The sequence below is a fragment of the Bradyrhizobium sp. CCGUVB23 genome (assembly GCF_024199885.1).
Lineage (GTDB): Bacteria > Pseudomonadota > Alphaproteobacteria > Rhizobiales > Xanthobacteraceae > Bradyrhizobium.
In genome coordinates this window covers 4541593-4564792 of record NZ_JANADQ010000001.1, presented here as the reverse complement: position 1 = coordinate 4564792, position 23200 = coordinate 4541593, and the positions used below count along the sequence as shown (strand labels likewise).

Below are 23200 nucleotides of genomic sequence, written 5' to 3'. Positions count from 1 at the left end.
CGCCATGATGGGCCTACCTTTGTGAACTCTGCGCTTATCGCCAGGCTATGCGAATTCGGCGGGCGGATCGTGGCGCACCCAAATTTTTGATCCCGCGGGGCTGAGCGTCACAAGGCGGGCTCTCAAGACGTTTGCCAGGACCGCCGCGGATGCGGACCGGTGGCGGAGGCTACCGCCTCGATCACCTCCGCGCGCGCCCAACGGGTCGAAGTCGATCAGAAAGAACTGCGCATCATGGGATCGAAAAGCGCGCTTCTGCGCACGCTGGTCGCGGCTTCAAGCGCAAAAACGGCAGGTTTTGGCCTGCCCAGTTTTGTACCGAAATGGCGCGCCCAAAACGATTCGAACACACGGGGATTGTTGGCGCGGAAGGCTCAATCAAATAAACGAAAGCGCTGATGGAAGTTGGCGAACATCTGCTGGATCCGGTTTCGTGTGAACCATGCGCCGGAATCGGTCGTTCCGTTGACTGGTACCAAATTGAAGAAGGGCAAACTGATTTTCCTGAGAGCCTGGAAGTAGTCGTCGCGGATCTCGGCCCAATCCAGCGTAATCATCCTTGCGAAGCGGTCGTCGGCGATCCTTTGCGGGCTTGCGATCATGTCCCGATCCCACATCATATAGCGCTGCGCGAGGCCCTTCCATTCCATATGCACGATAACCTTGACAACCCTCGGCATCTCCTGCCCGACGAGCCGGGCGTGCGCCAAAATGGAATGGAGCTTCATCATGGACAGCCCGATCCCGAGGCGCTCCGAACGTCCGGCATGGTCGTCGCGGTAACTCTCCGCAAAACAGCAGATGCCGTCTTCGTACATGCGCCAGTAGTCCAATGCCGCCGACAAAACGCCGGTATTTGGAAGGCGCATGCCCTCAAGAAAGAACCGATCCTCGCCGAGCAGGCTCTCGCTTCGCACCTGAGGGGCCCGCTCGGGCACGTGCAAGGGCAGAAACGAGTTCCAGCCTGCATAAGCGTATTGGTGCATGCCGACATCGGCGCGCGTATTCACGGCGCGAAGGTCGTCGAGACGGAGAAGCTCTCCGTCCTCGCCGACCAGCGCATAGCCAAGCACAGCGAAGTTACCTCCCGCGTCGCGAATGCGCGCCTGATTCTGGGCATCGACCAGTGGGACCAATTCTTCGATTTGCGCTTTGAAAGACGCCGCGGTCGCCGCGCAAGCCTGTTTCAGCAATTCAGTTGCAGACAGCGACGGCTTTGAGGAGGAACCCATCGCTTGCCGCATGATGCTGGCAAGAATATCGGCTCGATGCTTCAAGCATCGCTCCAAGATCGCGGTCCAATCGTCCGGACGCCGGATGGCAATGCTCTCAGGACCGGCCGATCGGATATAGAGCGTGCCTTCACGGATTCCGATTGGGCGCCCCCTCTGGTCCGGCGGTCCGTCGGCGATGGCTATGACCGGTCTTGCTCCATGAGAGGGCACGATCACGACCGGATAGGCGACGCCTTCGACTTCTGCCCATTCGACGCGGCACTGAAACCTCGGGTCGAGATAGCGCTTCACGATGGCCGACATTGCGTCCTCTCCGAACAGCTTGGGATCCAAGTTGCTCGCGCCCTGCGGAAGCTTGGTGGTGTCGTCCACGCCGAAAATCAGAAAGCCACCGCCGTGATTGGACAGCGCGGCGAAATGCCTGGCGAGCTGCGCTCCGACGACGCTATCGGATGGGTCGATCCACGATTTGTATTCGACTTCGAGGGCTTCGCTCTTGGAGGCGATCAGTGCCGACAGATCGGAGTTGGCCATGGTCAGATGCTGGTTATCTTCAAGAAATCTCCCCAGACTAAATCCCAGACTAAACGCAAATTTTAGTCTGGGGACATTTAAGGTCGCCGTGGAAATCGACGATATATGAATGAGATAGATGGCGCGCCCGGAACGATTCGAACGTCCGACCCTCAGATTCGTAGTCTGATGCTCTATCCAGCTGAGCTACGGGCGCGTGTTTCGCAAACAGCTATGCGGGCCAGGCCCACACGCAGCCTCCGGACAGAGCCGGAGGGGGTGCGAAAGAGCGCTCTGACTAACCGCTCTTGTCCCGGTTGGCAAGGTCTGGATAGGCCGTATTTGGGGCATTTCCGCCTTTTCAGCCGTCATTCCGGTGCGCCTCGAAGAGGCGAGCCCGGAATCCATAACCACCGGTCGGGGTTATGGATTCCGGGCCTGGCCCGGAGCCTGCCATCGGGCCGGCCGAAGGCCGGACCCGGCGGGGCCATCCCGGAATGACGAATTGTGGGAACAGCGTCCGGAATCGCAGGCGCGGTCGGCCTCTGGCCGACCCTACGCCCTCGCCCGCTCGTTGCGGATGGAGAGGAGTTCCACGGGGCGGTCGGGGATCACGATCCGGAAGGTGGCGCCGATGGTGCCCTCGACGAGGTGGATGTCGCCGCCATGAGCACGGATGAGCTCGGCGGCGATCGCCAGCCCGAGCCCGCTGCCGCCTGGGCGGCCCGAGGTCTGGAACGCCTCGAACAGGTGCTCCCGGGTCTTTTGCGGCACGCCGGGGCCGGTATCGGAAACCTCCAGGATCGCGACCGCGCCCTCGCGCTTGCCCGTGATCCGGATCTGCTGCGGGCCGGTCGCGCTCGCGGCGTGGGCTTCCAACGCCTGCGCCGCGTTGCGGACGAGGTTGAGCAGCACGCGGAACAGCTGGTCGGGGTCGGCATCGATCGACAGCCCGCGCTCGATCGCGGCAACCCAGGTGATCGAGGCATCGGAGGCGAGGCCCGCGGTCTCGCGCACCTCTACGACCACCGGCTCGATCAGGATCAGCCGGCGATCAGGCGCGGCCTCCTGGGCGCGGCCGTAGGACAGGGTCGACTGGCAGAACGCGATGGCGCGCTCGAGCGAGCGCACGAGCTTTGGCGCAAAGCGCTGCACCCGCGGATCGGGCACGCTGGCAAGCTGGTCGGACAGCAGCTGCGCCGAGGCCAGCAGATTGCGCAAATCGTGGTTGATCTTGGAGACGGCAAGACCAAGGGCTGCGAGCCGGCTCTTCTGATGCAGCATCGACATCAGGTCGCGCTGCATGTCCGACAGCTCGCGCTCGGCCACCCCGATCTCGTCACCGCGCTGGCTCGGCACGATGATTCCCGCCGAACTCTCGGGATTTTCATGGAAGCCGACCAGGCTCGCGGTCAGCCGCCGCATCGGCCGCACGAACAGATAATGGAGCGCGAGATAAACGAGGCCCGCGGTCAGCACCGCGATGAACAGCGCGACCACCACGACGTTGCGGGAGAAGCGGTACATCGCCTGCCGCAGCGGCAATTCGTCGGTGACGACCTCGATGAACTGCGCATTGCCGCTCGCCGGGCCGACGATGCGGATGGCCTGGTTGCCGGTCTCCAGCATCATCTGGAACGAGCCGGTGATCGCTTGCCACGCCGTCATCTCGCGCAGGTCGATGTCGTGCTCGATCGCGGCCGGCAGATCGGCGCTGGCGAGCAGGCGGCGCTGTTGGCCCATCTTGATGGCGACGGCGCGCGCGTTGATGCTCTTGAGGATCTGCCGCGACAGCGAGTCCGGGACCATGCCGAGCGGCGCAGCGTCGAGCACCAGGGCCGCGGTGTTCGCCGCGGCGACGCGGTCGTTCAGCCGGTTGACCCAGAAGTTGGCGATCGCGGGCACGTAGAGCATGCTCGCTGCGATCATCACCAGGGGGACGGTCAGCAGCAGCAGCTTGCCGGACAGGCCGAGCCGGCGCGGGGCGCGCGGCCGCACCGCCGCCGGCGACCCCGGGTCTTGGGGCTCCAGGTCCTGCGGCTCCAGGCCCCTTTGGGCGCGCTGAAGGTCTGTCGCTGACACGAATTTCGCCTTCGTTGGCCTCGACTTGTGGAGGATGCGACCCGTAGCACCTGCCGGTCAAATTACGGATCGCTAATCTGCCAAGGTAGGATGTAGGCGCGGAAACGGCGAGTCGCTACCTCCACTGGGAAAAACCCCGCGGAAACAGCGATATTCGCCAATTGGACCCGCCCCGCGGCGTTGACGAAAACGGGACGCTCCCTTATAAGCCGCGCCGAATTGTCCGCGATGACCCGGTGTGACACCGGGAGCGGCTCTTTTGGGGCCGGAAAGGGCCCGTTTTGGGCCGCATCTTTCGGACGTATCCATCAATTCCAAAGGCAAATTGCCCGGTCAGCGGAGAACAACCCGTGAAGCGGACTTATCAACCCAGCAAACTGGTGCGCAAGCGCCGTCACGGCTTCCGTGCTCGCCTCGCCACCGCCGGCGGCCGCAAGGTCCTCGCCGCCCGCCGCGCCCGCGGCCGCAAGCGTCTGAGCGCCTGAGCCGGACTGGCCCTTTTTGGGATTTCATCATGGATCGGCTGAGGCAGCGGGCGGATTTCCTCGCCGTTGCCAATGGCGCGCGGGTGAACAGGCCCGCGTTCGTCCTGCAAAGCCGTCGCCGCGATGACGCCGGCCCGATCCGGGTCGGCTTTACCGTTACCAAGAAAAACGGCACCGCTACCGAGCGCAATCGCATCCGGCGCAGACTTCGCGAACTGGTGAAGTGCTGCGACCCGCTGTCGATGCACCCCCACCATGATTATGTGCTAGTCGGCCGCAGGGACGCGCTCACGCGCGAATTCGCGGTCATGCTCGACGACCTCCGTGCAGCGTTCGCCCAATCGCAGCGGCCGGCGACGAAGGGACGCGGGCAGAAGCCCTTACCTGCGGACCGCAAACCGGACTGATGACGAGAATCCAGAGATGACCGACAACCGCAACACCATCCTCGCCGTCATTCTGTCCGGCCTGGTGCTGATCGCGTGGCAGTATTTCTACAACGTGCCGCAGATGGAGAAGCAGCGGGCGCAGCAGCAGGCGCAGGCCGAGCTTCAGAAGAACGCGCCGCAGCCGAGCCCGACCGCCTCGCCCCAATCCGGAACCGCGACGACCGCGCCTCAGGCCGGCGCCACGCCGGCACCGGCCGCGCCTACCTCCGGCAACCAGCCGGTCGTTGCCCGTGACACCGCGATTTCAGCCAGCCCGCGCGTGAAGATCGACACCCCGCGCCTTGCCGGCAGCATCGCGCTGAAGGGCGGCCGCATCGACGACCTCGCGCTGGTGCAGTACCGCGAGACGGTCGACCCGAGCTCGCCGCCGATCATCCTCTATTCGCCCTCCGGCACCGCGCAGCCTTATTACGCCGAGTTCGGCTGGGTGCGGGGACAGGGCGTCTCGGCCAAGCTGCCGGACGCCTCGACGGTCTGGCAGCAGGACGGCTCGGGCAACCTGACGCCGTCGACGCCGGTCGTGCTGAAATATGACAATGGCGAGGGCCTGACCTTCCGCCGGACCATCGCGGTCGACGACCACTATCTCTTCACCATCAAGGACGAGGTGAGCAATGTCGGCAATGCGCCGGTCACTCTCTATCCTTACGCGCTGATCTCGCGCCACGGCACGCCGCAGGTCTCCGGCTACTACATCCTGCATGAAGGCCTGATCGGCTATCTCGGCGAGCATGGCTTGCAGGAATACGCCTACAAGAAGATCGACGAAGCCAAGCAGGTGAACTTCAAGGCCACCGACGGCTGGCTGGGCATCACCGACAAGTACTGGGCTTCGGCGCTGTTGCCCGACACCAATGCGCAGCTCCAGGCGCGCTTTTCGTCGGATCTCGCCAACAATATCCGGAGCTACCAGACCGACTATCTGCTCGATCCCGTGACCGTCGCGATCGGCGGCACCGCGACGGCGAATGCGCGGCTGTTCGCCGGCGCCAAGGAAGCCGGCGTCGTCGGCGTGTTCCCGTTCGCAGGCCTCGGCGGCTACAACAAGGATCTCGGCCTGAACCATTTCGATCTGTTGATCGACTGGGGCTGGTTCTACTTCATCACCAAGCCGATGTTCTTAGGCCTCGACTTCTTCTACCGCTTCTTCGGCAATTTCGGCATCTCGATCCTGCTCGTGACCGTCATCGTGAAGCTGCTGTTCTTCCCGCTGGCGAACAAGTCCTACGCCTCGATGGCGAAGATGAAGTCGATCCAGCCGCAGCTTCAGGCGCTCCGCGAGCGCTATCCCGACGACAAGGTGAAGCAGCAGCAGGAGATGATGGAGATCTACCGCAAGGAGAAGATCAATCCGGTCGCCGGCTGTCTTCCCGTGGTAATCCAGATCCCCGTGTTCTTCTCGCTCTACAAGGTGCTGTTCGTCACCATCGAGATGCGGCACGCGCATTTCTACGGCTGGATCAAGGACCTCTCGGCGCCGGATCCGACCAATTTGTTCACGCTGTTCGGGCTGATCCCGTTCGATCCGACCACGATCCCGGTGTTCGGCCACTATCTCGCGCTCGGCATCTGGCCGATCATCATGGGCATCACGATGTGGTTCCAGATGAAGCTGAACCCGACGCCGCCGGATCCGACGCAGAAGATCATCTTCGACTGGATGCCGCTGATCTTCACCTTCATGCTGGCGGGCTTCCCCGCGGGCCTCGTGATCTACTGGGCCTGGAACAACACGCTCTCGGTGATCCAGCAAAGCTTCATCATGCGCCGCAACGGCGTGAAGGTGGAGCTGTTCGACAACATCCGCAGCTCGTTCAAAAAAAAAGTGACTGAGGCGACCTAACGCCGTCATTGCGAGGAGCGAAGCGACGAAGCAATCCAGACTGTTTCCGCGGAGAAAGTCTGGATTGCTTCGCTTCGCTCGCAATGACGCGGGGAGCGAGCGGGCATTCGCATGAACGCAGAAACCGACGACAGGCTGATCGAAGCGGGGCGAAAGCTGTTCGCGCGCGACTGGCAGTTCATCTGGGCGTCGCCCTCGATTCAAACGCTGCCACCGATGGCGGGGCTGGAGATCGCCTTTGCCGGGCGCTCCAATGTCGGCAAGTCGAGCCTGATCAACGCGCTGACCGGCCGCAACAATCTCGCGCGCACCTCGCATACGCCGGGGCGGACGCAGGAGCTGATCTTCTTCGAAGTCCCAGGAAAGTCCGACCTGCGGCTCGTCGACATGCCCGGCTACGGCTATGCCAAGGCGCCGAAGACGCAGGTCGCATCCTGGACCGACCTGATCCACAAATTCCTGCTCGGCCGCGCATCACTGGCGCGCGTCTATGTGCTGATCGACGCGCGGCACGGCCTCAAGGATGTCGATCTCGAAATCCTGAAGACGCTCGACCGTTCGGCCGTCAGCTACCAGATCGTGCTGACCAAGGCCGATCAGGTGAAGGCTTCGGAGCTTGCCAGCCGTATCACCGAAACGGAAGCGGCGCTGGCAAAGCACCCGGCGGCGTTTCCGAACGTGCTCGCGACCTCCTCGCGCAGCTCGACCGGCATGGAGAGCTTGCGCGCCGCGATGGCACGGCTGCTGGAAGAGCGGGCGTGATGCCGCAAGCGTTCCGCCTGTTGATCGGGCTTGCCGGTTTGATGGGCGCCGCCGGCATGGCGCTGGCAGCGGCTGGCGCCCACGGCGCGGAGGCAAGCCGGCTCGCCACGGCAAGCTCGATGCTGCTGTTTCACGCAACTGCCATATTGGCGACGACGGCGCTGCTCGCGCGCGGCCTTCTGCACGGCGGAATTGGCCTCACCGCCGCCTTCGGCTTCGCGATTGCGGCCGCATTGTTCGCCGGCGACCTGACGCTGCGCCAATACGCCGGCCATTCGCTGTTTCCCTACGCCGCGCCGACGGGCGGCACGCTGATGATTTTGAGCTGGCTGGCGGTGGGCGTGGCAGCGGTAGTGCCGCGTTGATAACTCTCGTGCCCCGGACGCAGCGCAGCGCTTCAGCGGTGCGCTGCTGAGCCGGGCCCATGCCGACGCTGGGTCCCGGCCCAGCGGCGCGTCACTGCGTGCCGCACCGCGTCCGGGACACGAGAGTGGTGCGGATGACGCTTTGCGCCTCGCCCGCCAATCGGATAGAACGCGGCCCGACAGTCCCGCCAGCGAGATCCGCCCCATGACCGACATCTCTCCGCTCGACCAGGCCCGCATCCTGTCCGAAGCGCTGCCGCACATGCAGCAGTACGACGAGGAAACCATCGTCATCAAATATGGCGGCCATGCCATGGGCGACGAGGAGACCGCGAAGAATTTTGCCCGCGACATCGTCCTGCTCGAGCAGACCGCGATCAACCCGGTGGTCGTGCATGGCGGCGGGCCGCAGATCGCGACCATGCTCAAGCGCCTCGGCATCGTCTCGGAGTTTGCCGCGGGCCTGCGCATCACCGACAAGGCGACCATCGAGATCGTCGAGATGGTGCTCGCCGGCTCCATCAACAAGCAGCTCGTCGGCTACATCAATGAAGCCGGCGGCAAGGCCGTCGGCCTCTGCGGCAAGGACGGCAACATGGTGACCGCCACCAAGGCGACGCGCACCATGATCGATCCCGGCTCCAACATCGAGAAGGTGGTCGATCTCGGCTTCGTCGGCGAGCCGGAGAAAGTCGATCTCACTTTGCTCAACCAGCTCATCGGCTACGAGCTGATCCCGGTGCTCGCGCCGCTGGCGACCTCGAAGGAAGGCCAGACCTTCAACGTCAACGCCGACACCTTTGCCGGTGCGGTCGCTGGCGCGCTGAAGGCCAAGCGCCTGCTGCTGCTCACTGACGTGCCGGGCGTGCTCGACAAGTCGAAGAAGCTGATCCCGCAACTCTCGGTGAAGGACGCGCGAAAACTAATCGCCGACGGCACCATTTCCGGCGGCATGATCCCGAAGGTCGAGACCTGCATCTACGCGCTCGAACAGGGCGTGCAGGGCGTCGTCATCATCGACGGCAAGATGCAGCACGCGGTGCTGCTCGAGCTCTTCACCAACCAGGGCACGGGAACGCTGATCCACAAGTGAGGGACGGGACGACGAGAGCAGCCGTCATGGCCGGGCCAAGGCGCCGCACCGCCCTGACCCGCCTCCTGATGACGTTGCCGGCGGCGGTCGTCTCGTTCTTCGCGTCGGCCGCCCCGGCTCTCGCCGACCTCAAGATCTGCAACCGCATGTCCTATGTCGTGGAAGCCGCGATCGGCATCGACGACAAGGCGGCGACCGCGACGCGCGGCTGGTTCCGGATCGATCCGGCCACCTGCCGCGTGGTGGTGCAGGGCACGCTGACCGCCGACCGTATCCTGCTCCATGCGCGCGCGCTCGGCGTCTATGGCGCCTCCCCGATCCCGCAGAATGGCAGCGACATGCTGTGCATCGCGCAGGAGAATTTTGTCATCGCTGCCGCGCGCCAATGCCGCAGCGGACAGACGCAAGCCGCCTTCACCCAGGTGACGCCGACGCAGGGCGACGACGGCAACCTCGTCGCCTATCTCGCCGAGGACTCGGAGTATGACGACGAGCAGGCCCGGCTCGCCGGCATTCAGCGGCTGCTGGCGATCGCCGGCTATGACGCCGGCGCGATCGACGGCGTCGACGGACCGAAGACGCAATCAGCGCTCGCCGCTTTCCTGAAGAGCCGCGGGCTGCCATCCGACGTGACGCAGTCGCCGAACTTCTTCAAGACCATGGTCGACGCGGTGCAGACACCGTCACCAAGCGGGCTCACCTGGTGCAACGACACGCCGCACAAGGTGATGGCAGCGGTCGCGACCGACGACGGCAAGGCGGTGACGAGCCGCGGCTGGTACCGCATCGATCCCGGCAAGTGCCTGCACCCTGACGTCGCCGGCCAGCCGAAACAGATTTTCAGCTTTGCGGAAGCCGTCGACGCCGACAACCGCACCATCAAGCTGAAGGACAAGCCGCTGAACTGGGGCGGCGAGAAGCAGCTTTGCACGCGCGAGACCAAGTTCGAGACCAACGAGCAGGTCGATTGCGGCGCGCGGGGATTTGCGGCGGCCGGCTTTGGCGCCGTCGACATGAGCAGCGGCGGCAAGACGCTGCGCTTTGCGATGCCGTGAGTGCTGGTGTGCGACTCGCGACACAATTACCGCTGTCCCGGGCTCGCGCTTCGCGCGCCCCGGGACGACGAGTTTGAGAGAGCTTTGATGACCCCACCCCGCCCCTTCACCCATATCGACACCTGGGTGTTCGATCTCGACAACACACTCTATCCGCATCACGTCAACCTGTGGCAGCAGGTTGATGCGCGGATCGGGGAGTTCGTTTGCAGCTGGCTGAACGTGACGGCTGAGGAAGCGCGCAATATCCAGAAGGACTATTACCGCCGCTTCGGCACCACCATGCGCGGCATGATGACCCTGCACGGCGTGCGCGCCGACGACTACCTCGCCTATGTGCACAAGATCGATCACTCGCCGCTGCAACCGAATCCGGCGCTCGGCGAGGCCATCGCGAAACTTCCGGGGCGCAAGCTGATCCTGACCAACGGTTCGGTCGACCACGTCGATGCGGTGCTGTCGCGGCTTGGCCTCGCCACACATTTCGATGCGGTGTTCGATATCATCGCCGCCGAGTTCGAGCCGAAGCCGGCGCGGCAGACCTACCAGAAATTCCTCTCCGATCATGCGGTCGATCCGACCCGGGCCGCGATGTTCGAGGACCTCGCCCGCAACCTCACCGTTCCGCACGAGCTCGGCATGACCACGGTGCTGGTGGTGCCCGACGGCACGAAAGAAGTGGTCCGCGAGGACTGGGAACTGGAAGGCCGCGACGCCGCCCATGTCGACCATGTCACGGATGACCTGGCCGGGTTTTTGGCGAGGCTGTCGCGTTGAGGCCGTTGCGGCGGTGAAGCCCCAATAAGGCGTCTTCCCCGCGAAAGCGGGGTATCCACTAATCACTGCTGTCTCGATTCATCACAACCGCCGCGGCGTACTGGATCACCCGCTTTCGCGGGTGAGGACGGCGAACCAAGCTTGACTCCGTCCCCTCAAATCCCGAAAAAGCCCCCCAATCCGTCACAAATCATTCCCTCCTTGAGGAAATCCCGATGTCCCTCCAAGCCCTCGAATCCACCATCAACGGCGCCTTCGACGCGCGTGACGGCATCTCGACCTCGACCAGGGGCGAGGTGCGCGAGGCCGTGGATCATGCGCTGGAGATCCTGGACAAGGGCGAGGCCCGTGTCGCCGAGCGTGAGGCGAGCGGCAAGTGGAAGGTCAATCAGTGGCTGAAGAAGGCCGTGCTGCTCTCCTTCCGCCTCAACGACATGGCGGCCATTCCCGGCGGTCCCGGCAAGGCCTCGTGGTGGGACAAGGTGCCCTCGAAGTTCGACGGCTGGGGCGAGAACCGGTTTCGCGACGCCGGCTTCCGTGCCGTGCCCGGCGCGATCGTGCGCCGCTCGGCTTTCATCGCGCGCAACGTCGTGCTGATGCCGTCCTTCGTCAATCTCGGCGCCTATGTCGATGAATCCACCATGATCGACACCTGGTCGACGGTCGGCTCCTGCGCGCAGATCGGCAAGCGCGTGCACATCTCCGGCGGCGTCGGCATCGGCGGCGTGCTCGAGCCGCTGCAGGCCGAGCCCGTGATCGTCGAGGACGACTGCTTCATCGGCGCACGCAGCGAGGTCGCCGAGGGCGTCATCGTGCGCAAGGGCGCGGTGCTGGCGATGGGCGTGTTCCTGGGCGCCTCGACCAAGATCGTCGACCGCGAGACCGGCGAGGTTTTCATCGGCGAAGTGCCGGAATATTCCGTGGTGGTGCCCGGCGCCCTGCCCGGCAAGCCGATGAAGAACGGCCAACCGGGCCCGAGCACCGCCTGCGCCGTCATCGTCAAGCGCGTCGACGAGCGCACGCGGTCCAAGACCAGCATCAACGAGCTGCTGCGGGACTAACTTCGCACCGCGAGCGCCATTCCTTCTCCGTCACCCTGGGGTGGCCGCGAAGCGGCCCTCGAAGGGCGACGGCCCGGCTGCATCCCGGCGACATCTCGGCCGCTCATCCTTCAAGGCTCGCTACGCGAGCGCCTCAGGATGACGGATTGGCAGGGTCGAACCCAGCAATCCAATCAAGCGACCAATCACCGGGCGGCCTTCGCCGCCCGGAGCCTTCGCATGGACTGGACCTGGTACCTCTTCCGCTTCGACGGCCGCATCAACCGCGCTCTGCTGTGGCAGGCGCTGCTGATCGTCGCGGTTCTGGCGGCCTTGCTCGGAATGATCGGTCAGGTGATCCACCTCCTCACCGCCAAGGGATCGTTGACCTTATCCTCAAAACTCGATTTCGACTTCGGCCTCGACGACCTCTTCAAACTGGTCGATCCTCGGGCCTACCGCTCGCTGGCATCCTTTGACCGCACGGATCTGATCCTGAAGGCGTTTGGCCTGGCGCTGTTTTCATGGATTTTCCTGGCAACGGCCATCAAGCGGTTGCACGACCGCGACAGGAGCGGCTGGTGGATCGTTGCGTTCTTCCTCGTCCCCGGCCTCTACAGTCAGTTCTCGGACCTGCTGCCTCACTCCAACTGGGTGCTTCCGTTCAGCCTCACTGCTTCGATCCTGTGGCTGTGGGGGTTGATCGAAATGTTCATTGTGCCCGGCACCTCGGGCAGCAACCGGTTCGGTCCAGATCCGCTGGCCGAAATCGAGGACGGCGCCGCATCGGCCCCTGCGAAAAACTGGGACCAGCAGAACGAGATCGAATTTGTCCCGCCCAGCGCTAGCCCGCCCGGCGGCATGCATGTTAAGCGGGGCGCATGACCGATGCCCTCTCCATTGCCCGCGACCTCATCCGCTGCCCTTCGGTAACCCCGGCCGATGCCGGTGCGCTGGGGGTGCTTGAAAAGGCGCTCACCGCAGCAGGCTTCACCTGCCACCGCGTGACCTTCTCCGAAGCAGGCTTTGCCGACGTCGATAACCTCTACGCGAGGATCGGCAGCGAAGACCCGCACATCACCTTTGCCGGCCACACCGACGTGGTGCCGCCCGGCGACGAGAGCGCCTGGAGCGTCGGTGCATTCTCCGGCGAAGTGAAGGACGGCATCCTGCACGGCCGCGGCGCGGTCGACATGAAGGGCGGCATTGCCTGCTCCGTCGCGGCGGTGTTGGAGCATCTCGCAGCCAATGGCGGCAAGCCGCACGCGGACGGTAAGGGCTCGATCTCGTTCCTGATCACCGGTGACGAGGAAGACGTCTCGATCAACGGCACTATCAAACTCTTGAAGTGGGCCGCGGAGCGCGGCGAAAAGTTCGATCATTGCGTGCTCGGCGAGCCCTCCAATGTCGAGACACTCGGCGACACCATCAAGGTCGGCCGCCGCGGCTCGCAATCCGGCACGCTCCATGTCGAGGGACGGCAGGGCCACGTTGCCTATCCGCACCGCGCGTCCAATCCGGTGCCCGATATCTCCCGCCTGATCGTGGCGATCTCCGACGAGCCACTCGATCATGGCAGCGCGCAGTTCCAGGCCTCCAACCTCGAATTCACCTCAGTCGACGTCGGCAACACCGCCTACAACGTGATCCCCGGCCAGGCGCGCGCAAAGTTCAACATTCGCTACAACGACAATCACACGCAGGCGAGCTTGCGCGAGCTCGTCGAGACGCGGCTGGCCAAAGCCTGCGGCAACCGCATCCGCGCGCATATCATCTGGGAGCCCTCGAATTCCAACGTGTTCGTCACCAAGCCCGGCCCCTTCACCGATCTCGCGGTCGCCGCAATCGAGGAGGTGACGGGCCGCAAGCCCGAGCTGTCGACGTCAGGCGGCACCTCGGATGCGCGCTTCATCTCCAGCTATTGCCCGGTGATCGAGTTCGGCCTGGTCGGCCAGACCATGCACCAGGTCGACGAACGCGTGCCGGTGGCGGATCTGGAAAAGCTGACGAGGGTGTATCGGGGGATTTTGACGCGGTATTTTGCGTAGGGCTCCGAGACTACCCTGGCGCCCGCCACACATTCCGCCGTTGCCACCCACTCCGCCGTCATCGTCCGCGAAAGCGGACGATCCAGTAGTCCAGAGACAGTGACGAATACGGAGAAGCCGCGGCGTGCTGGATGCCCCGCCTCCGCGGGGCATGACACCGGAGAGTGTGGCGAGAGCTCTGCTCAGTCGCTCGTAGCTTAGTAATCCACCTTCACCAGATAAAGCCCCTCCGGCGGGGCGACGATGCCGCAGGCGGCGCGATTGCGGGCTTTGAGTGCTGCGGAGAGATCATCGGCGCTCCAGCGGCCTTCGCCGACCCAGACCAGCGAACCCACCATCGAGCGGACCTGGCTGTGCAGGAAGGAGCGCGCCGAGGTGAGAATTGTCACTTCGCGCCCGTCGCGCAAGACGTCGAGCTGATCGAGCGTCTTCTCCGGCGATTTGGCCTGGCACTCGGTATCGCGAAAGGTCGTGAAATCGTGCTTGCCGATAAGGCGCTGCGCAGCCGCATGCATGGCACCAGTGTCGAGCCGGCGCGGCACGCGCCAGGCGTGGCCGACGTCGAGCGTGAGATTGGCGCGGGTGTTGATGATGCGATAGCGGTAGTGGCGCTTGATGGCCGAGAAGCGTGCCTCGAACGTCTCCGGCACGATCGCGGCTTCGAGCACCGCGATCGGATGCGGACGCAGATGCGCATTCAGGCCATCGCGAAGGCGATCCGGCGCAAAGGGCTTTTCGATATCGACATGCGCGACCTGGCCGAGCGCGTGCACGCCGGCGTCGGTGCGGCCCGCGCCATGCACGCGCACGTCGGTGCCGCACATCGCCTTCACGGCCGTCTCGAGCGCGCCCTGCACCGAGGGTAGCGTCGCCTGCACCTGCCAGCCGCAGAACGGCGCGCCGTCATATTCGATGGTGAGCTTGTAGCGGGGCATCTTGTCCAATTTCGCTGTCATCGCCCGGCTTGCCGCCTTCGCTGAAGCTCCGGCGAGCCGAGTTCGCGAGCCTCGTCGGAGCCTTGGCGGAGACGGGACCGGGCGATCAGTACGCCGCAGCGTCTCCGTTCAACCGAGAGGCCTCGGCGTACTGGATACCCCGCCAGCGCGGGGTATGACAGTGTTAGGTGAATTTGGCTCCTGCCTTCAGCGGCACGCCGCGCAGAAAGTCCGCCGTCTGCATTCGCGCCTTGCCTTCGCGCTGGAGCTCGATGATGCGGATGGCGCCCTCGCCACAGGCGATCGTGAGCTGCTCATCGAGCACGTCGCCCGGCGCGCCCGCCCCCTTTGCGAGCTCACAGCGCAGGATTTTCACGCGCGCGTTTTCGCTCGCGCCGGCAAGCTCGCTCCATGCGCCGGGAAACGGCGACAGGCCGTGAATGTGACGCAGCACCGCGCGGGCCGGCTTGCTCCAGTCTATCCGCGCCTCGGCCTTGTCGATCTTGGCGGCGTAGGTGACGCCGTCCTCGCTCTGCTTCTTGAGCTGGAGGGCGCCGCGTTCGAGCGCGGCCATCGCACGCACCATCAAGTCAGCGCCGAGCCGGGCGAGGCGATCGTGCAGATCGGCGGCGGTCATGGTGTCAGAAATCGCAAGACGCTCGGCCATGGCTACGTCGCCGGTGTCCAACCCCACGTCCATCTTCATCACCATGACGCCGCTCTCGGCGTCTCCGGCCATGATCGCGCGGTTGATGGGCGCAGCACCGCGCCAGCGCGGCAGCAGCGAGGCGTGCAGATTGTAGCAACCGAGCTTTGGTGCATCGAGGATCGCCTGCGGCAGGATCATGCCATAGGCAACGACGACGGCGGCATCGGCATCGAACGCGCGGAATTCTTCGAGCGCTTCGGGCGTCTTCAGGGTCTTCGGCGTCAACACGGGAATGCCAAGCTTTCGCGCGGCGTCTTCAACCGGGGTCGGCTGCAACTGCAGCCCGCGCCGCCCGCCCGGCTTCGGCGCACGGGTGTAGACAGCCACGATCTCGTGGCCGTGCGCCACGAGCTCGAGCAGCGTCGGCACGGAGAAATCGGGCGTGCCCATGAAGATGAGGCGTAGAGGCATCAGAAAAGAACCTGCGAGCTATACCGACCGTCACGTCTCTCCGTTCCGTCATTCCGGGGCGGCTCGAAGAGCCGAACCCGGAATCTCGAGATTCCGGGTTCGATGCTTCGCATCGCCCCGGAATGACGGAGAGCCCTACTCCACCGCGCGCTTGGCGGCTTTCTCGAACTTCTTGAACACGCGGTCGCGCTTGAGCTTCGACAGGTAGTCGACGAACAGCACGCCGTTGAGATGGTCGATCTCATGCTGGATGCAGGTGGCGTAGAGGCCTTCGGCATCCTCCTCGTGCAGCTTGCCGTCGAGATCGGTGAAGCGCACCCGCACCTTCGCAGGCCGCTCGACCTCCTCGTAATATTCGGGGATCGAGAGACAGCCCTCCTCGTAGACCGACAGCTCCTCGGACGAGGCGATGATCTCCGGATTGATGAAGACGCGCGGCTCTCGCGCGGTCTCGCCGCTCTCGTCGCGCTTGGCGAGGTCCATGGTGATCAGACGCAGGGGTTGCGCGACCTGGATCGCCGCAAGCCCGATGCCGGGCGCGTCGTACATGGTCTCGAACATGTCGTCGGCAAGCTTGCGGATCTCCGCCGTGACCTTCTCAATCGGCTTGGAGACCAGACGCAACTGCTTGTCCGGCAGGATGATGATTTCTCTGAGGGCCATGGCGCGATTTAAGCCGCGCGCCCGGTGCGGTCAATCCGGCGGCGAACGGCGTTAACGGTCTGCTAACCATAATAATTAGGGCTTCGTTAACCATAAAAATTCACCGCTGGTTAACCATAAATGTTCCCTCTTCGTTCGCGCGCTGCCGCGAATCGGCTAGAAGGGTTGACATGAACGAGATCATTTTTACCGCTGGCGACTGGCCGGTGCGCACAGCCGACGCACTGATCGGCTTTGGCGTGCTGGCCCTCATCCTGCTCCTGGTGATCGCCATCGTCATCGCGCGGTCCTCGCGGCGCGGGGCGGAACTCGCCATGGCCCAGACCATCCGGGCCGACGAGCTGGAGGAGCGCCTCAGCCAGATGCTGCGCGCCCAGAGCGAGGCCTCGGGGCGGGTCGACGCAATGGCGCAGACGCTCGCCGGCCGCCAGGCCGAGATGGCGCGCGCGGTCAACGAGCGGCTGGATTCGGTGACCCATCGCGTCGGCCAGTCCATGGAGCACACCACGCGCAACACCATGGAGAGCCTGCGCGCGCTGCACGAGCGGCTCGGCATCATCGACAGCGCGCACAAGAACCTGACCGACCTGACCACGCAGGTGACCACCCTGCGCGACGTACTCGCCAACAAGCAGTCGCGCGGCGCCTTCGGCCAGGCGCGGATGGAGGCAATCGTCCAGGACGGGCTGCCGAAGGGCTCCTACGAGTTCCAGTTCACGCTCTCGACCGGCAAGCGGCCGGACTGCGTGGTGTTCCTGCCAGACCAGCGGCCGCTCTGCATCGACGCCAAATTTCCGCTGGAGGCGATGACGGCACTGCACGATGCGCGCACCGACGAGGAGCGGCGCATCGCCACGCAGCGGCTGCGCGGCGACGTGATGAAACACGTCAGTGACATCGCCGAAAAATATCTCGTCACCGGCGAGACCCAGGAGATGGCGCTGATGTTCGTGCCGTCGGAGTCGGTCTATGCCGAGATCCATGATGGCTTCGACGACGTGATCCAGAAGGCCTATCGCGCCCGCGTCGTGCTGGTCTCGCCTTCGCTGCTGATGCTGGCGATCCAGGTGATGCAGCAGATCATGAAGGACGCGCGCATGCGCGACGCCGCCGACCAGATCCGCACCGAAGTGATCAAGCTCGGCGACGATCTCGGCCGCCTGCGCGACCGCGTACTGAAACTGCAGAAGCATTTTGCCGATGTGAACGAGGACGTGCGCCAGGTCCTGATCTCCGCCGACAAGATCGAGAAGCGCGCGGGACGGATCGAGGAGCTCGATTTCAGCAAGACCGACGCGCCGGAGGGCCCACGCCTGGTCGCGACCACACCAGAGCTGTTCCCGCGCAAGCTCCAGGCGGGGGAGTGATTCCCTCCCGAGTCAAAGTAACCTGCGACCCCAATATGGCTGTCGTCGCCCGGCTTGACCGGGCGACCCAGCATCCCAGAGGCGGCAGATGGGCGCACGCTGCTACTACGTCTACATCCTCGCCAGCAAGATCGGCGGTGCGCTTTATATCGGTGTGACCAATGATTTGGTCCGCCGGGTGGCCGAGCATAGGCTGAAATTGGTCGATAGCTTTACGAAGGAATACGACATCGTGAAGCTGGTCTATTTCGAGCAGTTCGATGATCCCGAGAATGCGATCAAGCGCGAGAAGCGCTTGAAGAAATGGAAGCGCGCATGGAAGATCGCGCTCATCGAGAAAGACAATCCGAACTGGAACGATCTCTACCCGGGGATCGCTGGTCCTTTATAATTCCGGTCTCTGGAATACTGGGTCGCCCGGTCAAGCCGGGCGACGACGCCTCACTTGTGGCCGCCAGAATCTGCTAACACCTCCCCATGACCGCACCCGACGCGACTTCCGGAACTGCCCCGGCAACCGCCGATGCTCCCGCCGCCTCCTGGCGCGACAGCCTGGCCGTGTACCTGCAGCCGCGGGTGCTGATCGTGCTGTTTCTCGGCTTCTCCTCCGGCCTGCCGCTGGCGCTGTCGGGCTCGACGCTGCTGGTGTGGATGCGGGAATCCGGCGTCGATCTCGGCACCATCGGGCTGTTCGCGCTGGTCGGTACGCCCTATACGCTGAAGTTCCTCTGGGCGCCGCTGGTGGATGCGCTGCATGTGCCGCTGTTCACCCGCGCCTTCGGGCGACGCCGCGGCTGGCTGCTGTTCTCGCAGCTCCTGCTGATCATCTCGATCCTGCTGCTGGCGCTGACCGATCCTGCGCGCTCGCCGTTCTTCGTCGCGCTCGGCGCGCTCTTGGTCGCAACGACTTCCTCGACGCAGGACATCGTGGTCGACGCCTTCCGCGTCGAGAGCCTGCCCGAGAGCGAGCAGGCCGCCGGCATGGCCTCCTATGTGGCGGCCTATCGCATCGGCATGCTGGTCTCGACCGCGGGCGCGCTGTTCATCGTATCCGGCTTCGAAAGCACCGGCATTCCGAAGCCGTCGGCGTGGATGTGGGGCTATGTGGTGATGGCGGCGATGGTGCTGATCGGCACGATCACCGCGCTCCTCGCCACCGAGCCTGCACAATCCGCAAAGGCCGAAGCCGCAACGCAGACCGAGACGGCATTCGTCCGCGTCATGCACGCTGCGATCGGCGCCTTCTCGGAATTCCTGTCGCGCAAGGATGCGCTCGCCGCGCTCGCTTTCGTGGTGCTGTTCAAGTTCACCGATGCGTTCTCCGGCACCATGACGGCGCCGTTCGTGATCGACCTTGGCTTCTCCCGCAACGACTACGCGGCGATCGTAAAGGGCGTCGGTCTTGCCGCAACCCTGATCGGCGGCTTTGCCGGCGGCTTCGTCGCGCGGCGCTATTCGCTGGCAACGAGCCTGTGGATCGGCGGCGTGGTGCAGGCGATCGCGAACCTGTCCTTCTCGTGGCTCGCGCTGGTCGGCACCAATCAATGGGCGCTCGCCTTTGCGATTACCTGCGAGAACTTCACCAGCGCCATCGGCACCGTGATCTTCGTCGCCTATCTCTCCGCGCTGTGCCAGAACCCGCTGCACACGGCGACGCAATATGCGCTGCTCACTGCACTGGCCGCTGTCGGGCGCACCTATCTCTCGTCAGGCGCCGGCTTCGTGGCGAAGATGACGGGCTGGCCACTGTTCTTCATGATTTGCGTGGTCGTCGCGGTGCCCAGCCTGATCCTGCTCGCATATTTGCAGAAGCGCGGACATTTCGAGACGCTTGGGCCGGTGCGGGTGTAGCAATCACGGTATCCGTCATGCCCCGCGAAGGCGGGGCATCCAGTATTCCAGAGACGTCGAGATCTATTACGACCGCCGCGGCGTACTGGGTCGCCCGGTCAAGCCGGGCGACGACACCGAGTTATTGGCGCGTCCCCTACTGCTTCTTCACCAGGCTCCATTTCGTGATCACGGCCTCGCTCACCTGGCCGGGATCGCTGGCGCAGGCGACCTCGTCGACCTTCACGGAAATTTCCTTGCCGACGAATGATTTCAACTGCGCGGCCTGCGCGTCGCTGGAAGTGACGAGCTGGAATGTCTCGGGGCCGGTCTCGAGATTGCACAGCCCGCTGGGCGCGGGCAGCCGCCGCGGCTCGGACGTGATCTGGTAGGTCGCGACCTTCTTGCCCTTCTTGGCATCGCGAACCTGCATCGTGTTCAGCTCGCCGGAGAGCACATCGCCGTTGTTGATCGGCTTGCCGGGCTTTGACGGCGGCGGAGCACCATCGTCCTGCTGCGCCGAGACGGCCGGCGTCACCAGCATCATCATCGTCGCGACCAAAGCCAGCCGTTTGGCGAATCGTTTCGTCATGTCGTCCGTTCCGTCGTCTTAAGGGAATAGCTAGAACAGGGTCCGCTGCCGCATTGCCGCCGATAGCGTACCTTCATCGAGATAATCAAGCTCGCCGCCGACTGGCACACCATGGGCGAGCCGGGTTACTTTTACGTTGGCGTCCTGAAGCAGGTCGGTGATGTAATGCGCCGTGGTCTGGCCGTCCACCGTCGCGTTCAGCGCCAATATGATCTCGTGCACCTGCGGATCATGCGCGCGGGCGACCAGCGCGTCGATGGTGAGATCCTGCGGGCCGACGCCGTCGAGCGGCGACAATGTCGCGCCAAGCACATGATAACGCCCTTGCGTCGCATTGGCCCGCTCCAGCGCCCAGAGATCGGCGACATCGGCGACCACGACGATGATGGCGGGGTCGCGCCGCGGGTCGGTGCAGACCGTGCAGGGACTTTGCGTATCGATATTGCCGCAGGTCTTGCACACCTGGACCTTGTCGAGCGCGACCTGCAAGGCGGCGGAGAGCGGCATCATCAGCGCTTCGCGCTTCTTGATCAGGTGCAGCGCGGCGCGCCGCGCCGAGCGCGGGCCCAAACCGGGCAGCCGCGCCAGAAGCTGGATCAGGCGTTCGATCTCGGGACCGGCAACGGCTCCCATGTCACTGGCCGAACAGGCCCGGCGGCAGGCCGAGCCCGCCGGTGAGCGCCTGCATCTTCTCCTGCATGGCGGCTTCCGCCTTGCGGCGCGCATCGCCGAGTGCGGTGACGAGCAGATCCTCAAGCACCTCGCGCTCCTCAGCCTTCAAGAGCGATGGATCGATCCTGACGCCCTTGACGTCCATCTTCGCGGTCATGCGCACCGCAACCAGGCCGCCGCCGGAGATGCCCTCGACCTCGACATTGCCGAGCTCGTCCTGCATCGCCTGCATCTTGGATTGCAGCTGCGCCGCCTGCTTCATCATGCCGAGAAAATCAGCCATGAGTTCTTGTCCTTAAAACGGGTGTGTCCTTAAAACTGACTAAAGCGCGATGACACACGCTTTAGCATTTTGTTTGAGCATGATCTTCCCGGAACACCGCTGCACACTTTGCGCTAACGCGGCCCTTCGGATCCGGATCATGCTCTAGAGATCGTCGATGTCGGAACCGTCGGGCGGATCGTCACTGCCATAGTCGGCGTTAATATTGGATTCCGGCGTCTCGGGGGCAAGCCTGCGGACCTCGACAACCTTGGCGCCTGGGAAGCGCGACAGCACCTCCTGCACGCGTGGATCGGCCTCCGCGGTCCGCGCGTGCTCCTGCTTGGCGGCCTGGTTGATCGAGCGCAGTGTCGGCTGGCCCTGCTCGTTGGACACGATCACCGTCCAGCGGCGGCCGGTCCAGAGCTCGAACTTGCGCGCGAGTTCGGAAATCATGGTCTTGGAGGCGTTCGGCTCGAGCGCGACTTCCAGCCGGCCCTCCTCGAAACGGACGAGGCGCATGTCGCTTTCGAGCGCGCCCTTGGTCATGAGGTCGCGCTTCTGGCCGGCGAGCGCGACGAGCTGGGTGAAGCTCGTGATGCGCAGCGCGGGCGCCGAGCCTTGGATCTCCGGCGCGGGCGCTGCCATTTGCGGCCGCGCGCCACCGCCGAATGAGGACGGCGACGAAGGCGCGCGCACCGGCGCAGCAGAAGCAACCGGCGCGGTCGGCGTGCTGCGCGCCGCGCTTCCGCCGCTCACGACCGGCGAAGCGCCGCCGTTCTGCTCCAGCATCCTGATTGCTTCGTCTGGCGTCGGCAGATCGGCGACATAGGCGATGCGGACCAGCACCATCTCCGCGGCGGCCGCCGGGCGCGTCGCGGACTGCACCTCGGTGATGCCCTTGAGCAGCATCTGCCACATCCGCGACAAGACGCGCATCGAGATCTTGGACGCAAAGTCGCGCGCGCGCAGCCGCTCGGTCTCGCCATAGGCGACGTTGTCGGCGGTGGCTGGCACGATCTTGACGCGGGTGACGAAGTTGACGAATTCGGCGAGGTCCGAGAGCACGACGATGGGATCGGCACCGGTGTCGTACTGGTCGCGGAACTCGTTGAAGGCGGCGGCGATGTCGCCGCGCACCAGCGAATCGAAGAGGTCGATGACGCGGGTGCGGTCGGCAAGGCCCAGCATCTGCCGCACTGCGTCGGCCTTCACCTGGCCCGCCGCATGGGCGATTGCCTGGTCGAGCAGCGAGAGCGAATCGCGCACGGAACCTTCCGCCGCGCGGGCGATGATGCCAAGCGCCTCGGGCTCGATCTCGACGCTTTCCCTCGCGGCGATATTGGCAAGATGCTTCATCAATACATCGGCCTCGACCCGGCGCAGGTCGAAGCGCTGGCAGCGCGACAGCACGGTCACCGGAACCTTGCGGATCTCGGTGGTCGCGAACACGAACTTGGCGTGCTCCGGCGGCTCCTCCAGCGTCTTCAGGAAGGCGTTGAACGCCGCCGTCGACAGCATGTGGACTTCGTCGATGATGTAGACCTTGTAGCGGGCGCTGGCCGGCGCATAGCGCACGCTGTCGTTGATCTGGCGGACGTCATCAACGCCGGTGTGCGACGCGGCGTCCATCTCCAGCACGTCCATGTGCCGGCTTTCCATGATCGCCTGGCAGTGCACGCCCAGCGTCGGCATGTGGATGGTCGGGCCCTTCACCGAGCCGTCCGGCATCTCATAGTTGAGCGCACGGGCGAGGATGCGCGCGGTGGTGGTCTTGCCGACGCCGCGAACGCCGGTGAGGATCCAGGCCTGCGGAATACGCCCGGTCTCGAATGCATTGGAGACGGTGCGGACCACAGCCTCCTGGCCGATCAGATCGTCGAAGCTGGAAGGACGGTATTTTCGCGCCAGCACCCGGTACGGCGTCCCCGGCTGGGCGCCGAGCTCAAAGCCAGCCTGGCTGGCGCTGTCAGGGTCGATAGGGGCGCCAGCGTCGGTCATCGGTCGATCCG

General features: G+C 64.6%; 24 protein-coding genes and 1 tRNA gene. 15 read left to right on the top strand and 10 right to left on the bottom strand.

The features are described 5' to 3' along the window. Positions 1 to 159: 159 nt before the first annotated feature. Entirely contained in the window at positions 160 to 399 is a 240-nt protein-coding gene (locus NLN62_RS20935) for a hypothetical protein (protein ID WP_254110017.1), read from the top strand. Here NLN62_RS20935 and NLN62_RS20930 read toward each other — a convergent pair. From NLN62_RS20930 to NLN62_RS20920, 3 genes are all read right to left on the bottom strand, one after another. After that, positions 375 to 1769, bottom strand: a complete 1395-nt coding sequence (locus NLN62_RS20930; RefSeq protein ID WP_254110016.1) for a helix-turn-helix domain-containing protein — start codon at positions 1767 to 1769, stop codon at positions 375 to 377. The two genes, NLN62_RS20935 and NLN62_RS20930, sit on opposite strands and share 25 nt — an antisense overlap. A 119-nt stretch (positions 1770 to 1888) precedes the next feature. Beyond that, positions 1889 to 1965, bottom strand: a tRNA-Arg gene (locus NLN62_RS20925). A gap of 338 nt (positions 1966 to 2303) precedes the next feature. Next, positions 2304 to 3830 (bottom strand): ATP-binding protein, encoded by a 1527-nt coding sequence (locus tag NLN62_RS20920; protein WP_371933005.1) that lies wholly within the window; start codon positions 3828 to 3830, stop codon positions 2304 to 2306. Between the two features lie 350 nt (positions 3831 to 4180). Here NLN62_RS20920 and rpmH point away from each other — a divergent pair, with 350 nt between their 5' ends. The 11 genes from rpmH (at position 4181) to dapE (ending at position 13747) form a co-directional block, all read left to right on the top strand. Next, the gene (gene rpmH, locus NLN62_RS20915; RefSeq protein WP_008542748.1) at positions 4181 to 4315 is read left to right on the top strand and encodes a 50S ribosomal protein L34; all 135 of its coding nucleotides are present in this window, start codon (positions 4181 to 4183) and stop codon (positions 4313 to 4315) included. Between the two features lie 29 nt (positions 4316 to 4344). After that, complete coding sequence (gene rnpA / locus NLN62_RS20910) at positions 4345 to 4722, top strand: ribonuclease P protein component (RefSeq protein WP_027520797.1); 378 nt, start codon at positions 4345 to 4347, stop codon at positions 4720 to 4722. A gap of 16 nt (positions 4723 to 4738) precedes the next feature. Next, positions 4739 to 6607, top strand: coding sequence for a membrane protein insertase YidC (gene yidC / locus NLN62_RS20905; protein WP_254110015.1), 1869 nt, complete (start codon positions 4739 to 4741; stop codon positions 6605 to 6607). A 111-nt stretch (positions 6608 to 6718) separates the two neighbouring features. After that, on the top strand, positions 6719 to 7369 hold the full coding sequence (gene yihA, locus NLN62_RS20900; protein ID WP_027520799.1) for a ribosome biogenesis GTP-binding protein YihA/YsxC: 651 nt from the start codon (positions 6719 to 6721) through the stop codon (positions 7367 to 7369). Further along, positions 7369 to 7734, top strand: a complete 366-nt coding sequence (locus NLN62_RS20895; protein WP_027520800.1) for a DUF423 domain-containing protein — start codon at positions 7369 to 7371, stop codon at positions 7732 to 7734. The genes yihA and NLN62_RS20895 overlap by 1 nt, the downstream gene beginning before the upstream one ends. Before the next feature lie 205 nt (positions 7735 to 7939). After that, complete coding sequence (argB, locus tag NLN62_RS20890; protein WP_254110014.1) at positions 7940 to 8827, top strand: acetylglutamate kinase; 888 nt, start codon at positions 7940 to 7942, stop codon at positions 8825 to 8827. Positions 8828 to 8895: 68 nt separating this feature from the next. Further along, the gene (locus NLN62_RS20885) at positions 8896 to 9882 is read left to right on the top strand and encodes a DUF1036 domain-containing protein (protein ID WP_027520802.1); all 987 of its coding nucleotides are present in this window, start codon (positions 8896 to 8898) and stop codon (positions 9880 to 9882) included. An 87-nt stretch (positions 9883 to 9969) separates the two neighbouring features. Next, positions 9970 to 10659, top strand: a complete 690-nt coding sequence (locus NLN62_RS20880) for a pyrimidine 5'-nucleotidase (RefSeq protein WP_027520803.1) — start codon at positions 9970 to 9972, stop codon at positions 10657 to 10659. Between the two features lie 215 nt (positions 10660 to 10874). Next, complete coding sequence (dapD, locus tag NLN62_RS20875; protein ID WP_254110013.1) at positions 10875 to 11720, top strand: 2,3,4,5-tetrahydropyridine-2,6-dicarboxylate N-succinyltransferase; 846 nt, start codon at positions 10875 to 10877, stop codon at positions 11718 to 11720. A 219-nt stretch (positions 11721 to 11939) separates the two neighbouring features. Beyond that, positions 11940 to 12584: a DUF805 domain-containing protein gene (locus NLN62_RS20870; RefSeq protein WP_254110012.1), complete on the top strand. Its 645-nt coding sequence runs from the start codon at positions 11940 to 11942 to the stop codon at positions 12582 to 12584. Continuing rightward, positions 12581 to 13747 carry a succinyl-diaminopimelate desuccinylase gene (gene dapE, locus NLN62_RS20865; protein WP_254110011.1) on the top strand — a complete coding sequence of 389 codons (1167 nt, stop codon included), beginning with the start codon at positions 12581 to 12583 and terminating at the stop codon, positions 13745 to 13747. The genes NLN62_RS20870 and dapE overlap by 4 nt, the downstream gene beginning before the upstream one ends. Positions 13748 to 13944: 197 nt before the next feature. Here the strand turns inward: dapE and truA are convergent, their stop codons facing one another. The 3 genes from truA to def form a co-directional block, all read right to left on the bottom strand. Next, complete coding sequence (truA, locus tag NLN62_RS20860; protein ID WP_027520807.1) at positions 13945 to 14682, bottom strand: tRNA pseudouridine(38-40) synthase TruA; 738 nt, start codon at positions 14680 to 14682, stop codon at positions 13945 to 13947. Between the two features lie 184 nt (positions 14683 to 14866). Next, complete coding sequence (fmt, locus tag NLN62_RS20855) at positions 14867 to 15802, bottom strand: methionyl-tRNA formyltransferase (protein WP_027520808.1); 936 nt, start codon at positions 15800 to 15802, stop codon at positions 14867 to 14869. A gap of 135 nt (positions 15803 to 15937) precedes the next feature. After that, entirely contained in the window at positions 15938 to 16465 is a 528-nt protein-coding gene (gene def / locus NLN62_RS20850) for a peptide deformylase (RefSeq protein WP_027520809.1), read from the bottom strand. 170 nt (positions 16466 to 16635) lie between these two features. Here def and NLN62_RS20845 point away from each other — a divergent pair, with 170 nt between their 5' ends. From NLN62_RS20845 to NLN62_RS20835, 3 genes are all read left to right on the top strand, one after another. Then, a complete protein-coding gene (locus NLN62_RS20845) occupies positions 16636 to 17832 on the top strand; it encodes a DNA recombination protein RmuC (RefSeq protein ID WP_027520810.1) in 1197 nt (398 codons plus the stop codon). A gap of 88 nt (positions 17833 to 17920) precedes the next feature. Continuing rightward, positions 17921 to 18223 (top strand): GIY-YIG nuclease family protein, encoded by a 303-nt coding sequence (locus tag NLN62_RS20840; RefSeq protein ID WP_027520811.1) that lies wholly within the window; start codon positions 17921 to 17923, stop codon positions 18221 to 18223. Between the two features lie 86 nt (positions 18224 to 18309). Continuing rightward, positions 18310 to 19683 carry an MFS transporter gene (locus NLN62_RS20835; RefSeq protein WP_027520812.1) on the top strand — a complete coding sequence of 458 codons (1374 nt, stop codon included), beginning with the start codon at positions 18310 to 18312 and terminating at the stop codon, positions 19681 to 19683. Positions 19684 to 19819: 136 nt separating this feature from the next. On the opposite strand, the gene NLN62_RS20830 is transcribed toward NLN62_RS20835, so the two are convergent. The 4 genes from NLN62_RS20830 to NLN62_RS20815 all read right to left on the bottom strand — a co-directional run bounded on the left by NLN62_RS20830 (position 19820) and on the right by NLN62_RS20815 (position 23189). After that, entirely contained in the window at positions 19820 to 20254 is a 435-nt protein-coding gene (locus NLN62_RS20830; protein ID WP_027520813.1) for a hypothetical protein, read from the bottom strand. A gap of 30 nt (positions 20255 to 20284) precedes the next feature. Then, positions 20285 to 20887, bottom strand: coding sequence for a recombination mediator RecR (gene recR / locus NLN62_RS20825; protein ID WP_027520814.1), 603 nt, complete (start codon positions 20885 to 20887; stop codon positions 20285 to 20287). Between the two features lies 1 nt (position 20888). Continuing rightward, positions 20889 to 21209, bottom strand: a complete 321-nt coding sequence (locus NLN62_RS20820) for a YbaB/EbfC family nucleoid-associated protein (RefSeq protein ID WP_027520815.1) — start codon at positions 21207 to 21209, stop codon at positions 20889 to 20891. A 144-nt stretch (positions 21210 to 21353) separates the two neighbouring features. Continuing rightward, positions 21354 to 23189 (bottom strand): DNA polymerase III subunit gamma/tau, encoded by a 1836-nt coding sequence (locus tag NLN62_RS20815; RefSeq protein ID WP_254110010.1) that lies wholly within the window; start codon positions 23187 to 23189, stop codon positions 21354 to 21356. Between the last annotated feature and the right edge of the window lie 11 nt (positions 23190 to 23200).